The 13,823-nt window shown below is 43.0% G+C and carries 11 protein-coding genes; 4 read left to right on the top strand and 7 right to left on the bottom strand.

The window, feature by feature from the left end; genetic code table 11:
* Positions 1–16: 16 nt before the first annotated feature.
* The gene (locus IOD06_RS04960; RefSeq protein ID WP_194619522.1) at positions 17–1,819 is read right to left on the bottom strand and encodes a VWA domain-containing protein; all 1,803 of its coding nucleotides are present in this window, start codon (positions 1,817–1,819) and stop codon (positions 17–19) included.
* 350 nt (positions 1,820–2,169) lie between these two features.
* On the opposite strand from IOD06_RS04960, the gene parC reads away from it, so the two are divergent.
* Positions 2,170–4,476, top strand: coding sequence for a DNA topoisomerase IV subunit A (gene parC, locus IOD06_RS04965; RefSeq protein WP_194619524.1), 2,307 nt, complete (start codon positions 2,170–2,172; stop codon positions 4,474–4,476).
* A 68-nt stretch (positions 4,477–4,544) separates the two neighbouring features.
* Entirely contained in the window at positions 4,545–5,591 is a 1,047-nt protein-coding gene (locus IOD06_RS04970) for a TIR domain-containing protein (RefSeq protein WP_194619526.1), read from the top strand.
* A 98-nt stretch (positions 5,592–5,689) separates the two neighbouring features.
* Here the strand turns inward: IOD06_RS04970 and IOD06_RS04975 are convergent, their stop codons facing one another.
* Positions 5,690–6,169 carry a BLUF domain-containing protein gene (locus tag IOD06_RS04975; protein WP_194619528.1) on the bottom strand — a complete coding sequence of 160 codons (480 nt, stop codon included), beginning with the start codon at positions 6,167–6,169 and terminating at the stop codon, positions 5,690–5,692.
* Between the two features lie 294 nt (positions 6,170–6,463).
* Positions 6,464–6,970, bottom strand: coding sequence for a hypothetical protein (locus IOD06_RS04980; protein WP_194619530.1), 507 nt, complete (start codon positions 6,968–6,970; stop codon positions 6,464–6,466).
* A gap of 301 nt (positions 6,971–7,271) precedes the next feature.
* Between IOD06_RS04980 and IOD06_RS04985 the strand changes: the two genes are divergently transcribed.
* Entirely contained in the window at positions 7,272–8,102 is an 831-nt protein-coding gene (locus tag IOD06_RS04985) for a Cof-type HAD-IIB family hydrolase (protein WP_194619532.1), read from the top strand.
* A gap of 100 nt (positions 8,103–8,202) precedes the next feature.
* On the opposite strand, the gene IOD06_RS04990 is transcribed toward IOD06_RS04985, so the two are convergent.
* Together IOD06_RS04990 and IOD06_RS04995 are read right to left on the bottom strand one after the other, a co-directional pair.
* A complete protein-coding gene (locus IOD06_RS04990; RefSeq protein WP_194619534.1) occupies positions 8,203–8,463 on the bottom strand; it encodes a hypothetical protein in 261 nt (86 codons plus the stop codon).
* 51 nt (positions 8,464–8,514) lie between these two features.
* Entirely contained in the window at positions 8,515–9,327 is an 813-nt protein-coding gene (locus IOD06_RS04995; protein ID WP_194619536.1) for a 3-oxoacyl-ACP reductase, read from the bottom strand.
* Between the two features lie 358 nt (positions 9,328–9,685).
* Between IOD06_RS04995 and IOD06_RS05000 the strand changes: the two genes are divergently transcribed.
* The gene (locus IOD06_RS05000; RefSeq protein WP_194619538.1) at positions 9,686–10,819 is read left to right on the top strand and encodes a PotD/PotF family extracellular solute-binding protein; all 1,134 of its coding nucleotides are present in this window, start codon (positions 9,686–9,688) and stop codon (positions 10,817–10,819) included.
* Between the two features lie 80 nt (positions 10,820–10,899).
* Here the strand turns inward: IOD06_RS05000 and IOD06_RS05005 are convergent, their stop codons facing one another.
* Complete coding sequence (locus tag IOD06_RS05005; RefSeq protein ID WP_194619540.1) at positions 10,900–12,123, bottom strand: FUSC family protein; 1,224 nt, start codon at positions 12,121–12,123, stop codon at positions 10,900–10,902.
* A 206-nt stretch (positions 12,124–12,329) separates the two neighbouring features.
* Entirely contained in the window at positions 12,330–13,751 is a 1,422-nt protein-coding gene (locus IOD06_RS05010; protein WP_189585753.1) for an FAD-dependent oxidoreductase, read from the bottom strand.
* Positions 13,752–13,823 lie beyond the last annotated feature (72 nt).

A 13,823-nucleotide genomic window follows, 5' to 3' on the forward strand; every position in this document is an offset into this window, starting at 1 on the left:
TCTGATATGCGTTGCATTAGCGCTTGCCATCAAGCGCACTACCAAGCTCGGTCAACGTCACAAAGTTACGGCGCGTGCCATCTGTGTCACTGCTTGGTTTATCTGCGATACTGTTTTTTGCAAGCTTTGTGCTATCACTGTATTGCCAATTATTAATATATTCACTTTGGGTTAAACGTTGACCAAAGCCCGCTACTGCCACGGCAAATTGGGTGTCAATATTGGCTTTATTCAAAGCATAACTGGTGTTGTTAATCGGTTGACTAATCAGTTTAGAGCTACCGCCTGTAGGCGCTTTATAACGGATTTTTAGATAAGCAAGCTCATTATTTTTTTGACCTTTTTTGGTATTGGCATTTATCTCTTTAGTACTGCTTTCTCCATAACGTCGGTCGCTATAGAGACCTTTTTGCCCTTTGGGTGTCACTTCAAATAAAGCAATGACGGCTTTACCTGCACCTAGCTCGCCAGCATCAACTTTGTCATTATTAAAGTCTTCTTCAGCCAATACTCGGTTTTCATAACCGATCAAACGCCACTCACTTACCACATCAGGATTGAACTCTACTTGAACTTTTACATCCTTGGCAACGGTATTGAATGTCGCTGCTAACTCATCACCAAAGACTTTTTTGGCCTCAGTTAAGCTGTCGATATAGCTATAATTACCATTGCCGTTGTCCGCCATCTGCTCCATCATGTGGTCATTGAGATTGCCACGCCCAAAGCCAACCGTAGACAAAGAGATACCACGATCGCGATTGGCTTTGACCAAATCCAACATCTCATCGACATCACTGATACCGACATTAAAATCGCCATCTGTTAACATCATAATTCGATTGATGCCGTTCTTTTTTAACGCCTGCTCAGCTTGTCTGTAAGCCAGTTTGAGTGCATCTTCTCCATTGGTTGAGCCTGCCGCGCTTAAGCTTTCAATCGCAGCCAGTATTTTCGCTTTTTGGTCACCACTGGTCGCAGGCAACGCCACACTGGTACTGCCTGAATACGTGACGATACTGATGCTATCTTGAGCGCGCATTTGTTCCGTCAATAGTTTAAGCGACGATTGCGCCAATGGCAGCTTATCGCGCGACGACATCGAGCCTGAGACATCTACTAAGAATACGAGATTGGCAGGTGGCATAGACTGCTTATCAGTTTTTTGTGACCAACTACTATCAACGGCTTTGATGCCAACCTTGACGATTTTATTGCCTTGATCTGCTCTATCCCACGGCGAATCAACCACTTCCGTTGATACAACAAATGGTGCGTTGCCAAGGCGTTTGCCATCATCAAATTGATAGTTAAAATAGTTGATCATCTCCTCTACTCGTACAGCATCGACGGGTGGTAGCTGTCCTTCATTTAAGTAGCGGCGCACATTGGCGTAGCTGCCCGTATCCGTATCGATAGATAAGGTCGATACCGCCATGTCCGTAGTCCGATGTACAGGATTCGCCTCGTTTTTTTGATAGTTGTCTTTCGTCTCTGGTGTGACTATGATGCTCGGTGACGGACGTATGACACTTGTCTGGGGGGCAGAACGTATCATCATCTGTTGTCCGCTGGCCAAGTTTATGGCGATGGGTGACGCCATGACAGATTCTGACATCACCGCTGCATCTTGTTCCACGGTGCTGCTTGTCTCGGCTGGCACAGATTTACTTATTTGTGAGGGACTACAGGCTGTCAATCCTAAACTGGCTACAACACTAATTAACAGTGCATTTTTAGTAAAATTTTTGCCTATGGGTTTGGTTCTGTTTTCAATAACGGCAGGTGTAAGCATTTTTGACAAATGGTCAGATGACATGGCAGATATTCCTTATTGCAAATAGGTCAATGGCAGCGTGTTCATATCGACACATTACGCCAATGATAGATGAATGACATAAGATAAACGCGCTCGAATATTAGAACACTTATTAATAATATAGAAAACAAATATTAGATTTACTATACTCAACTTAATCCATAAAAGCTATGTATCAGAACATGATAAGAAGGCTCTATAAAAGCAAAATATAAGCGCGTCACGACCTGTCGTCTATTCTGACTTATGCCTTTTTAATTCTGCCAATTTCCTTTACGATAGCACTATCCTATTTGTACGCTTGCACCAATTATCTATACCTATTAAAACTGATAAGTGAATCCTATTTTATGTCTGATGTTATTGATAATACGATTGCCCCAATCATACCCACTGAACCGATGGATACTCGCTCAGTCGCAGAATTCACTGAGCAAGCCTATCTCAACTATGCCATGTACGTCATCATGGATCGGGCGCTGCCAAACATCGCTGATGGTCTAAAACCCGTCCAGCGCCGTATTGTCTACGCCATGAGCGAGTTGGGGCTAAAATCAACTGCCAAGGCTAAAAAATCTGCACGTACGGTCGGTGATGTGTTGGGTAAATATCACCCGCATGGTGATAGTGCTTGTTATGAAGCGATGGTACTGATGGCGCAGCCGTTCAGCTATCGCTATCCGCTCATCACGGGTCAAGGTAACTGGGGTAGCCCAGATGATCCAAAATCATTTGCGGCGATGCGTTATACCGAAGCCAAAATGTCTGCTTATGCCAATACTTTGCTCGCAGAGTTAGGTCAAGGCACAGTCGATTGGCAAGACAATTTCGATGGCACGATGCAAGAGCCAACAACCCTACCTGCCCGCCTACCTAACATACTATTGAACGGTACAACAGGTATCGCGGTCGGTATGGCGACGGATATCCCACCGCATAACCTGAATGAAGTGGTACGCGCAGCGATTCGTCTATTAAAAAACCCAGAACTGTCAGTTAAGCAGCTTACCCAGTCGATACCAGCACCTGATCTGCCAACGCCAGCTGAAATCATTACCAGTAAAAAAGACTTGCAAGCGATGTACGAGACTGGTCGTGGCAGCTATAAAATGCGTGCGACGTTCCATGTTGACCCTAAAGAGAAAAACCTCGTCATCATCGATGCACTCCCTTACCAAGTATCGGGCAACAAAATCCAAGAGCAAATCGCCAAGCTCATGACCGACAAAAAGCTGCCGTGGATTACTGATATTCATGATGAGTCAGATCACGAAAATGCCTGCCGTATCGTGCTTGAGCTAAAATCAACACGGGTCGATGTCGATCGCGTCATGAGCCATTTGTTTGCCAGTACGGATCTAGAAAGCAATTATCGCGTCAACATGAATATGATTGGCTTAAATGGTAAACCACAGGTCAAAAACCTAAAAGAAATCCTAGAAGAATGGCTAGTCTGTCGCCGCTCAGTGGTCACACGCCGCTTGCAATATCGTCTTGATAAAATCGATAAACGCTTACATATTTTGGCAGGTTTGCTTATTGCTTATCTTAATATTGATGAAGTAATTCGCATCATTCGGGAAGAAGACGATCCAAAAGCAACATTGATGCAGGACTACGATCTAACTGACATTCAAGCAAATGCTATCTTGGATATTCGTCTGCGTCAGCTGGCGAAGTTAGAAGAGATTGAGCTACGTCGCGAGCAAGATGAGTTGGCAGCCGAACGCGCCATTATTCAAGAGTACTTGGACAATCCAGACAGTCTGACCAATCTGATGATCGATGAGCTCACTGCTGATATGAAAGAACATGGCAACGAGCGCGTATCACCATTAGCAGAACGCGAAGAAGCACAAGCATTAAAAGAGTCTGATCTCGTACCGAGCGAGCCTGTCACCGCCATCCTATCAAAAGCAGGCTGGATTCGTGCTGCTAAGGGTCATGACGTCGATGCCGCTGGCATGAGTTACCGTTCAGGTGACAGCTATCAAGCGCACGTCCGCGGTAAATCTAATGAAAGGATTTACGTGCTCGACAGCACTGGACGCAGCTACAGTATCGATGCACATAGTCTTGCCTCGGCGCGTGGTCAAGGCGACCCGTTGACTAGCGTATTAAAACCACCAGCCGGTGCTAGCTTTGAGCAGCTATTAACGGGTGCTGACAATCAACGCATCATTCTTGCCAGCTCCGCAGGTTATGGTTTTATCAATACCATTGGCAATCTAGACAGCAATCAAAAAGCAGGGAAAAATGTCATCAATCTAGCCACTGATAGTCGCTTGCTTCCTGTTGCACGTATTGATGCACCAGTGGAAACAACCGCCAATGCTGATGGTGAGAATAGCAATACACGCGTAGCACCTGACCATATCGCCGTCGCGACCAATGCGGGATATCTATTGATATTTGGCCTCGATGATCTGCCTGAACAGGCGCGTGGTAAGGGTAATAAACTTATCAAGTTGAAAGATGGCGAAGAGGTGCTTACTATCACGCCACTCAGTCAGCAAGATAGCCTTATCATTACTGCTGGCAAACGTCATGTGACACTCAAGCCAAATGATTTGGCTAACTATACGGGTGTTCGAGGCAATCGTGGTGGGCAGTTGCCAAGAGGCTTTCAGAATGTGACGAGTGTTGAAGTTGGGTAGTTTTGGGTTTTAAGTTCGGGTAAGCTAGATTAAAAATTCATGATTTTAGGCAAATTAAGGAATGTTTAATGTATCGTAAAGTTTTCATCAGTCACGCTTCCGAAGATACAGATGATGCTGAATCTATCTATGACTTCCTAAAATCTAATCATTATGAGCCTTGGTTAGATTTCAAAGCATTAAAGGTAGGGATGCAATGGGATTACGAAATTGAGCAAGCCCTTCGAGAGTCAGACTTTGTTGTTATTCTTCTATCGAAAGTAGCGACCAATAAAAGAGGGTATATTCAGAGAGAAATCAAACGTATGGATAGATATTCTGAAGAAAAGCTTTCAGATGATATTTATATATTACCCGTATTAATAGATGAATGTGAGGTCCCAAGAAGCTTATCTAAATACCAGTACATGAAAACTAGCCAAGTAGATTTTAGAAGAAACCTATTGGATTCGTTGAATTTTCAAAGGGAAAAATATCTAACTTTAATTGACAAGTCTGATATTTTATTTGATGACTGCGTGAAAAAAGCAGAAGGTTTTGATCTTAAAATCAGCACACCTTATGACTGCCATATTGACTATTACATATGTAGAGATAATCCATTTTTTGATTCAAACTACATAAACTCATTTATTGAAAGAGAGATTTATGATCTTATTGATACTTTCCGAAATGATGAAAAAAAGTATGGTTTAAACTCATCTCCTCAGATGGAACATGCTTATATTGAAATTGGTAATTCGATAGTTATACATTCACCAGAATTTTTATCAGTATCGACTGGCATAAGTGAATATTCGGGTGGAGCTCATCCAAATCATTACTTAAGTCACAAACATTTTGCTTTAAACCCAGAAAGAACCTTGCGACTAGAAGATTTTATTGAGTTCAAATGTTTAATAGAATGGCTAACAAATAAAATTGATAAATACGCAAAAGAGGACCAAGATTTTCTATTAGATTACATTAACGCGGTTAATGAAAACAATATTGATTTCCACTGGGATAGTGAGAATTTTACAATAAATTTTATGAGCGTCACTCCTCATGCTTTAACAGCAATAAGTTATTTGGAAATACCAAAGGGTGATATAGTTTTCAAGTTGAAAATTTAAAACCTTTGGTTTTTATCAAATCGATCTCTTCCTACTAGAAAAGCCGCCTACACAATGTATAGACGGCTTTTTTACGCTAGTTATAATAGAGAACTCATCTAAAGTTTGTTGGATTTGGTATCTTCAAAAACTGCTGTCAAAAAGCTTTCAATCTGAGTACTTGTCATTAGATAGGGATTATAGTCAGAACCTGCTGAGAAGCTTTTTAGGGCATACTCTTCATCTTCAGCACTTGACGTAAGATGTTTGACTAAAAACCCATTCCATTGACGCGATTCAATTTCCTCTATATTAACAATATTAGGAAAAATGGCTGAATGCTCGTCAAGTATCTTTTCTAAGGCAGTATTGATAGCAGGCCTTGTGCCTTGAAAACTTTGAACGAAATAACCTTCACTAATAACTAAAGCTGAAACGATATCGTTTTCTTCAAAATATCTGCGCCAATACTCAAGTGCACGAGTCAGCTCGATCCCCGAATCTAGGTCGACATTTTTGGCGATATATGTCATTTTGATAAGAATATGCTCGCCACTTCTTTTTTTGCTTTCTGGAGTATGGCTTGTCGTTGTATGCATAAGAAACCTTATTTATAAAATACTTACCTAAACTAAGATACACTTTATTATAAAATATAATCAATAAAATTTTTGGATTTTGACCGATTTTTTATCAGCTATCATGATTTTTTAGAGTCATAGCATAAAAATTTTAACGGGATAGCACGCAACATCTATCACCGTAAAATAGTACTACAAAAGTTGTCAAAATCAGTGTAATAGTATTATTCTAATCGTTCAAAAGTCTAATCTGTATTTGCCTATCAGCCGCAATTTAAGCCCAAAATATAAACTACCTAGTAACGTAAAGCATCAATAGCGACCCATCTCAACCGTTGTCTCAGCAAGTACACTATCGCCTTGCCATGCCTGCACATCTACCGTATATAGATGGTTTTTGCCACCTGAGCAAGGCGGTTTATATGCACCACCCACCTCGCCTTTACGGCTACGGTATTCTGCGACCATCTCAATCCCTACTGGCACCTCATAAGTATGACCAAATACTCGTGGTACTTCTATGCTCGTAGCGCCTTCTGGTAGAGCAAACTCCACAATGCCATGTCCACCATTTTGCATACGTTTATTGCTCACATCGTTGTAAACGAAAACCAAGCTCTCTGCGCCTGCCGGAATGTTTGAGATGGTCATGTTTGGCGTGGCTGGACTTTCGCCATCATAGTTTAAACACTGCTGCCCTTCAGGTATTTTTTCACCATCCCAAGCAGCATCACTAAACTTAACATCCATCGCAAAAGCATTGGCAGATAGTGCCAATGTTGCCAAAGCAGTAACCGATTTTAAGGTAAAGAATTTCATACTTGTTCCTTTAGGTAGCTGATGCACTAATGAAAACAGTCCATCTCATCTTATAAATTAATTTTAATAATTAAATATAACCTTATAATAAATCAACACTGTTAAGTTAATCATATCGTTTAGGATTTTTGTTAATCCTTCGAATAAGTATTAATCGATCGCACCGCCAGCAAAGCAAATACTGCATCAGTAGCCAAATTTGCAGCATCACAGGTTACTCGATAGTTATTTATCTCTTTGGGTGTGTTGTAGTAGTATCTAAATCATTGGTATTGAAACGACTAAAAATAATAGGATCATCATGTTTATCGAAGATAAGATTGCCAAAGAAAGTATGACCACTAAAATCTCGACACCTAAGATCATCTTTTTTGACATCGATGATACTTTGAGCCGCAATGGCATCATTGCCGAACACAACAAAGAGACCCTTGAGCAGCTTGCAGGTACTGGTATTAAGCTGGTGATTTCAACGGGACGCTCCAAAGCGATATTGCCAGCAGATATTTTAGCCTTGCTCGAAGCTGATGTCTTAGATGCCATTATTTGTATGAATGGACAGTATAGCTTTGATAAAAGCGGCCGGATCAGCCACTATCCGTTGTCCGCTGAGCAAACAGATAAAATAGTGCGCTTGTGCCAGCAGAGTGATTTGATTCATAAGTTTGACTCGGCAACCCATATCGCATGGTCAGATGAAAATGACCGTCTGCGCGAGTTCAATGCTGTCACACCCAACTCTATCGTTGACCCTGAGTATTACAAGTCAAACACTGTCTATCAGTGCTCGGTATTTTTTAATAATCAACAAGAAAAAATGCAAGACGTCGATTTTGCGCAGTATGATTTAAAACTGGTGCACTGGCATCAGATTGGTGCAGACATACTCCCAGCCGATGCGTCTAAAGCACGAGGTATCAAAGATGTGTGCAAATATTATGCGGTAGATGCCAGTGAGTGTATGGCGTTCGGTGATGGAATGAATGATTTAGAGATGTTTGACTTGGTCGGCTATGCGGTAGCGATGGGTGATGCAAAGCAAGAATTGATTGCGCGTGCAGACTTTGTCACTGGTACGATTGAAGAGTACGGCATACAAGCGGTGCTTGATCGATTGCATGTAGCATTATAAAAATAGACCGTAGCGTGCGATAACTGTTACACGCTACAACCTTTCATAGGCGATAAGCTGGGGGTGCAAGATAACTTTTAATGGGAAAAGTTAGTGAAATTTATCTTCTTACTATTAAGCCATGAACCCAACCACCAATTTTATAAAATCCGACAATAATCAAAATAAGCACCACAGCCGCCAATATATAAGCCAACCAATTGGGCACATTGCTCAACCAACCAATCGTAAACGCCAAACCCATATATGTCTCAATCGGCCAATCGATGATAGCGGTCGGTGAGCCAGCATTGAACAGTGCCATAAAAGCGACGATACCAAGCACAGCCGTAATAATCCCAGTACGTTTACGATTACTCATCTCATTCCTCTTCTAAACTCAATCAAATGACACTAACCACTCAAGGCATTGTTAAGGCATGGTCAAACCACCATCGACAGCGATGGACTGTCCAGTGATAGCCGAACTCAAATCTGATGCCATGAGTAATACAGAATTGGCAAAGTCAGCCACTGAAGTTGCTTGACGCAACGGTGTGGTGGTCGCGATATAATCGAATACTTCTTCGGTGGTTAGACTGCTTGCATCAGTAGTTTTTAGCAGTCCACCTGCCAGCAAATTTACGCGAATACCATACTGCCCTAGCTCCGCAGCGAGATTGCGTGTCAGCCCAATCAATGCTGATTTAGCAGTGGTATAGTCGTAATAGGTGACTACTGGATTATAAACAAGGTTGGTTGAGATATTGATAATTTTACCCATCTGCTGCACTTTCATCTGTGGTAATACGGCCTGTACTGTATTGACCGCTCCTTTAACGATACCATCCATCTGCTGCGAGAAATGCGACCATTTGACGGTCTCAATGCTGGTGTACTCGGCACTGGGATTAAACTGATAGCTTGGCAAGGCGTTATTGACCAATACATCGATACGACCATGACGGCTAACGACTTCAGCCGCCATTGCTTGTACTTGCTCAAGCTCGGTGACATCCGCTTGATATGCAAATGCTTGCCCACCCGCCGCTATGATGTCAGCAACCACTCTATTAGCTGCCTCTTCACTGTTGAGATAGTTGACACAAACGATTGCGCCTGCTGCCGCCATTTGCTGAGCAATCTGCGCGCCAAGACCACGACTGGCTCCCGTAACGATAGCGACTTTTTCTGTGAGCAGTGCAGGAATCACAGAGGCGCTGTGAGTCGAGGTAATTTGAGTCATGATATTGCATCCTTTATTATTGTGGTATGGTTATTTAGTATTATGAGAATTAAGGGCTTAGCGCGTTTTGGCCTGCGCTAATCATAGCATGGTTATATACTGTCATTATCCGATTCACTGTTGGCGATTTTCTAAAAGCCCTACCAAACATTGGCTGTCTTTAAGTTAGATTTACTACTCATTTGATTGGCACGACTCGCTACCTTTATTAGTATTACTAAGTACAGTCTTGAGAATAGCCCTTTAAATTGTGCAAAGTGATAACCATAATAGTTTTATTAGCGACATTAGGCATTTATCGTCTTGCCATTTTTATCAATTTTTTTGATTTGCATCATCTTTATTTAGGAGAGATATTTTGACCCATTTATCATCGTCCCATCCAACCATTAATACCTCGGCCCGTATCGGTCGCATAGTGCCAAAAGCATTATTAGCGGCAGCTGTTGGCTTGGCACTAGCCAGCTGTAGCAACTCTGACAATTCAGCGGATGGCAGCGCAGCGGCGAGCAATGAGACGCTCAATCTGTATAACTGGTCAGAATATATGCCGCAAGAGATTTTAGATGGTTTCGAAGAAGAGACTGGCATCTCGGTCAATTACACCACCTTTGACTCTAACGAAGCGATGTATGCCAAGCTCAAACTACTGGATAATTCTAGCCAATATGATTTAGCGATTCCATCGACTTATTATGTCGAAAAAATGGCGAAAGAAGGACTGCTGCAAGAGCTGGATAAGTCTAAATTGAGCAATTTTAAAAACCTTGACACCTCATTTACCAATACTAAAGTCGATCCTGAAAACAAATACTCTATTCCTTATATGTGGGGCAGCACCGGTCTAGCGATTAATGGTGACAGTGTCGACCCTAAAACCGTCAATAGCTGGAATGACCTATGGGATCCTAAGTATAAAGGTCAAGTGATGCTCACCAACGACGTACGCGAAGTCTTTGGTATGGCACTACTGACCCTAGGCTACTCAGGCAATAGTAGAAATCCTGACGAAATCAAAGCCGCTTACGATAAGCTCACCACGTTGATGCCAAACGTCAAAACCTTCAATTCAGATGCGACACGTATGCCTTACATCGAAGGTGAAACATCGCTCGGTATGACGTGGAATGGCGAGGCCGTCATGGCAAATGACGAAGGTCTGACCAGCTTGGTTTATAAATATCCAACCGAAGGCGCTATCTTATGGATGGACAATTTTGTCATTCCAAAAAATGCCAAACAAGTAGATGCAGCACACAAATTTATTGATTACTTATTGCGTCCTGAAAATGCAAAAATCGTGAGTGAAGAGATTGGCTATGCGTCGCCAAACATGGCAGCACGGGAGATGATGGACGAAAGCGTCCGTAACAATCCAACGATTTATCCTGCCAAAGACGTACTGGCAAAAGCTGAATTCCAAGAAGATGTCGGTGATGAAGCATTGCAAGTGTATCAGCAGTATTGGGATAAGCTAAAAACTGGTCGTTAATAGTTTTGATTTAGTACTTTAAAATAAAGCATACTTTTAAAAAAAACGCTGATCCTAAACGGTCAGCGTTTTTTTATGTGTTATAAATGCAAATCTGTCTCACCACCATGCTCTTTTATCCTGCGCTGCTCACGGCGCTGATAGCCCAGACCAGATGCTGCAAACCAGTGTGGCTTAGTCGTTTGCAACAAGTCGCTCAACTGCTGCAGCTGGGTCTGCAAAGTTTGGGTCAACCAAAAATATCCCTGCCACTCAAATGCCAAGTGCTGTACGCTTGGGTACTCTGAGACGGCAATACGAGTAATGGGTCGAAATACTTCATCGCTTGGACTACGTAGTACCGCTGCCATATGGTGCATGGCTTGGGTCAACTCATGCTGATAATGTATCAATAAGACATGGTTTTCTTCATCGATTTCTATATTTGCCAAGCGCGGCGCGGCACTTAATAATAAATCAATCGTGCCGATGATATTACGATGAGTACGTTGAATCGTCTCCAACGTTTCTTTTTCGATCCCTGATTCGCTCGCTGTCGCAGCGATATGTGGACGCACAGCCAGCAAGCGTTTATTGATCTGCTGTAGCGCTGTGACCAATGCTCTATCAACGGGCACTTCCTCAATAGAAAAAGCTACGGGTTTTAACTTTTGCACAGAGTCATCTGTTGTCCCATCTACTCCGCCCTCCGTTGCATCAATGTGATGGCCTACGCCAGCGTAGAGGCTACTACAAGCGTCAAGGTTACTACTCAATAAAAACCGCCACATCAAGGTCGATTTGAGCGGTAAAATCAGTGTCACGGCTACCGCAACGCCAGTACCAAGCAAGATATTCAGAGCGCGGTAGATGCCGTCTTGACCGATACTATTGTTACCTAGATCGGAGACAATCATCAACATGGTAATACCCGTCAGTAGCCCTGTATATCCAAGCTTTCTGACCGCTAAATAACCAATGATACCGCTTAATAGACCGATGAGCGCATAGTCCACCCATAGCCATGCACCTGCGTTTTGATTAAACCACAACACCCCAAAGGCAGTGCCAATACCAAATAGCGTACCCAGTATGCGCTCTTTCGCTTTGGTATAAATAGCGCCTTGATACTGTAATAATCCCAGGATGATAAAAACCGTAATGGTCGTCCATTCACCATGTGGGAAGTTAGTGACTTTATTGACCAATAGAGCCAGTATTATAGCGGTGCCTAAGCGTATGGCATGCAAAACATCTGCATGTTGGTAGCGGACATAAGGCTCAATAAATGGCGCAGTAACATGCTGATAAAGGGTTGGTTTCACGCAAGGCTACTCTTTTTAGTGGTTAAGCGAGTTTTAGTTGATAAGCGAGATAAATGATAAATCACATAGGTTACTCACAAACATGCTAGCAGTCGATTCTCTATTTACAAAGCATTAATCAAAAAAAACGTCTCCTGCCTATCAAAAGACAAAAGACGTTCATGTTCAAACGCTACTTATAAATTGCTGAGTTTGAATAAATCTGACTAAACTTCCAAATAGTCGAGGATGCCTTCCGCAGCTTCGCGGCCTTCCCAAATAGCCGTCACGACTAGATCAGAGCCACGTACCATATCGCCACCGGCAAATATTTTAGGATTCTGGGTCTGGAATTTAAAAGTTTGTTTCTCTGCTGCCAATACGCGACCAGAGCTGTCCATCGCCACTTGCTGAGACTCAAACCAATCAGCAGGACTTGGTCTAAAGCCAAACGCCATAATGACGGCATCACATGGGATAATCTCTTCAGAGTTTGGAATCGGCTCAGGACGCTGACGACCACGGTTGTCCGGCGCACCTAGATGCGTAGTGACTACTTTTACGCCATTGACCTTGCCGTTTAAGCCAATGATTTCAGTAGGCTGACGGTTGAATAAAAACTCAACGCCTTCCTCACGAGCATTGACCACTTCGCGGCGTGAGCCAGGCATATTCTCTTCATCACGGCGATAGGCACAGACCACTTGCTCAGCGCCTTGACGAATACTGGTACGGTTACAGTCCATCGCTGTATCACCGCCACCTAATACCACCACTCTCTTGCCTTTGAAGTCGATATACTCTTCGGCGTCTTTTTCCCAGTCATTACAACGGTTCACATTGGCGATTAAGTAATCTAGCGCATCGTAAACGCCTGTCAGTTCTTCACCAGCAAAGCCGCCGCGCATATAGGTGTACGTACCCATACCCATAAAGACTGCATCATATTCAGCCAATAGCTCATCGATAGTGACATCTGTGCCAATTTCTGTTTCTAGGCGGAATTCCATACCCATGTCTTCAAAAATCACACGGCGATTACGCATGACGTCTTTTTCCATTTTGAACTCAGGGATACCAAAAGTCAGTAAGCCACCGATTTCAGGACGTTTATCAAAGATGACAGGTTTTACGCCATTTCTGACCAAGATATCTGCGCAGCCAAGACCTGCTGGTCCCGCACCGATAACCGCGACTTTTTTGTCCGTCCATACCACTTCAGACATATCTGGACGCCAACCGAGTGCAAAGGCGGTGTCATTGATATATTTTTCAACGTTACCAATCGTCACTGCACCAAAGCCGTCATTCAACGTGCAAGCACCTTCGCACAGACGGTCTTGTGGACAAACTCGTCCGCATACTTCAGGCAAGGTATTGGTACGGTGGCACAATTCTGCTGCTTGAAATATTTGACCTTCTGTCGCCAGTTTGAGCCAATTTGGAATGTAGTTGTGTACTGGACATTTCCACTCACAGTACGGGTTACCACACTCAAGACAGCGATGCGACTGCTGCGCCACTGATTCATTCTCAAACGGTTTGTAAATCTCGACAAACTCTGTTGAGCGCGTCGCGATGTCTTTTTTGGTCGGCTCAAGCCGAGGTACATCTAAAAACTGAAAGCTATTTTCTAAGCGTTTTGCCATGGTGTTATCTCTGTAATATAAGGCTCTTCTATGATGGGTGGTGGCAGGCAACGATACTTAATACATCAGGAC

The sequence above is a fragment of the Psychrobacter sp. N25K4-3-2 genome (genome assembly GCF_015351755.1).
Lineage (GTDB): Bacteria > Pseudomonadota > Gammaproteobacteria > Pseudomonadales > Moraxellaceae > Psychrobacter > Psychrobacter glaciei.

Excerpts from the sequence above, each read along its gene's own strand:
- IOD06_RS04985 (WP_194619532.1), top strand. The coding sequence starts at position 7,272 with ATGTTTATCGAAGATAAGATTGCCAAAGAAAGTATGACCACTAAAATC.
- IOD06_RS04975 (WP_194619528.1), bottom strand. The coding sequence starts at position 6,169 with ATGCATACAACGACAAGCCATACTCCAGAAAGCAAAAAAAGAAGTGGC.
- IOD06_RS04960 (WP_194619522.1), bottom strand. The coding sequence starts at position 1,819 with ATGTCATCTGACCATTTGTCAAAAATGCTTACACCTGCCGTTATTGAA.
- IOD06_RS04990 (WP_194619534.1), bottom strand. The coding sequence starts at position 8,463 with ATGAGTAATCGTAAACGTACTGGGATTATTACGGCTGTGCTTGGTATC.
- IOD06_RS05010 (WP_189585753.1), bottom strand. The coding sequence starts at position 13,751 with ATGGCAAAACGCTTAGAAAATAGCTTTCAGTTTTTAGATGTACCTCGG.
- parC (WP_194619524.1), top strand. The coding sequence starts at position 2,170 with ATGTCTGATGTTATTGATAATACGATTGCCCCAATCATACCCACTGAA.
- IOD06_RS04980 (WP_194619530.1), bottom strand. The coding sequence starts at position 6,970 with ATGAAATTCTTTACCTTAAAATCGGTTACTGCTTTGGCAACATTGGCA.
- IOD06_RS04970 (WP_194619526.1), top strand. The coding sequence starts at position 4,545 with ATGTATCGTAAAGTTTTCATCAGTCACGCTTCCGAAGATACAGATGAT.
- IOD06_RS04995 (WP_194619536.1), bottom strand. The coding sequence starts at position 9,327 with ATGACTCAAATTACCTCGACTCACAGCGCCTCTGTGATTCCTGCACTG.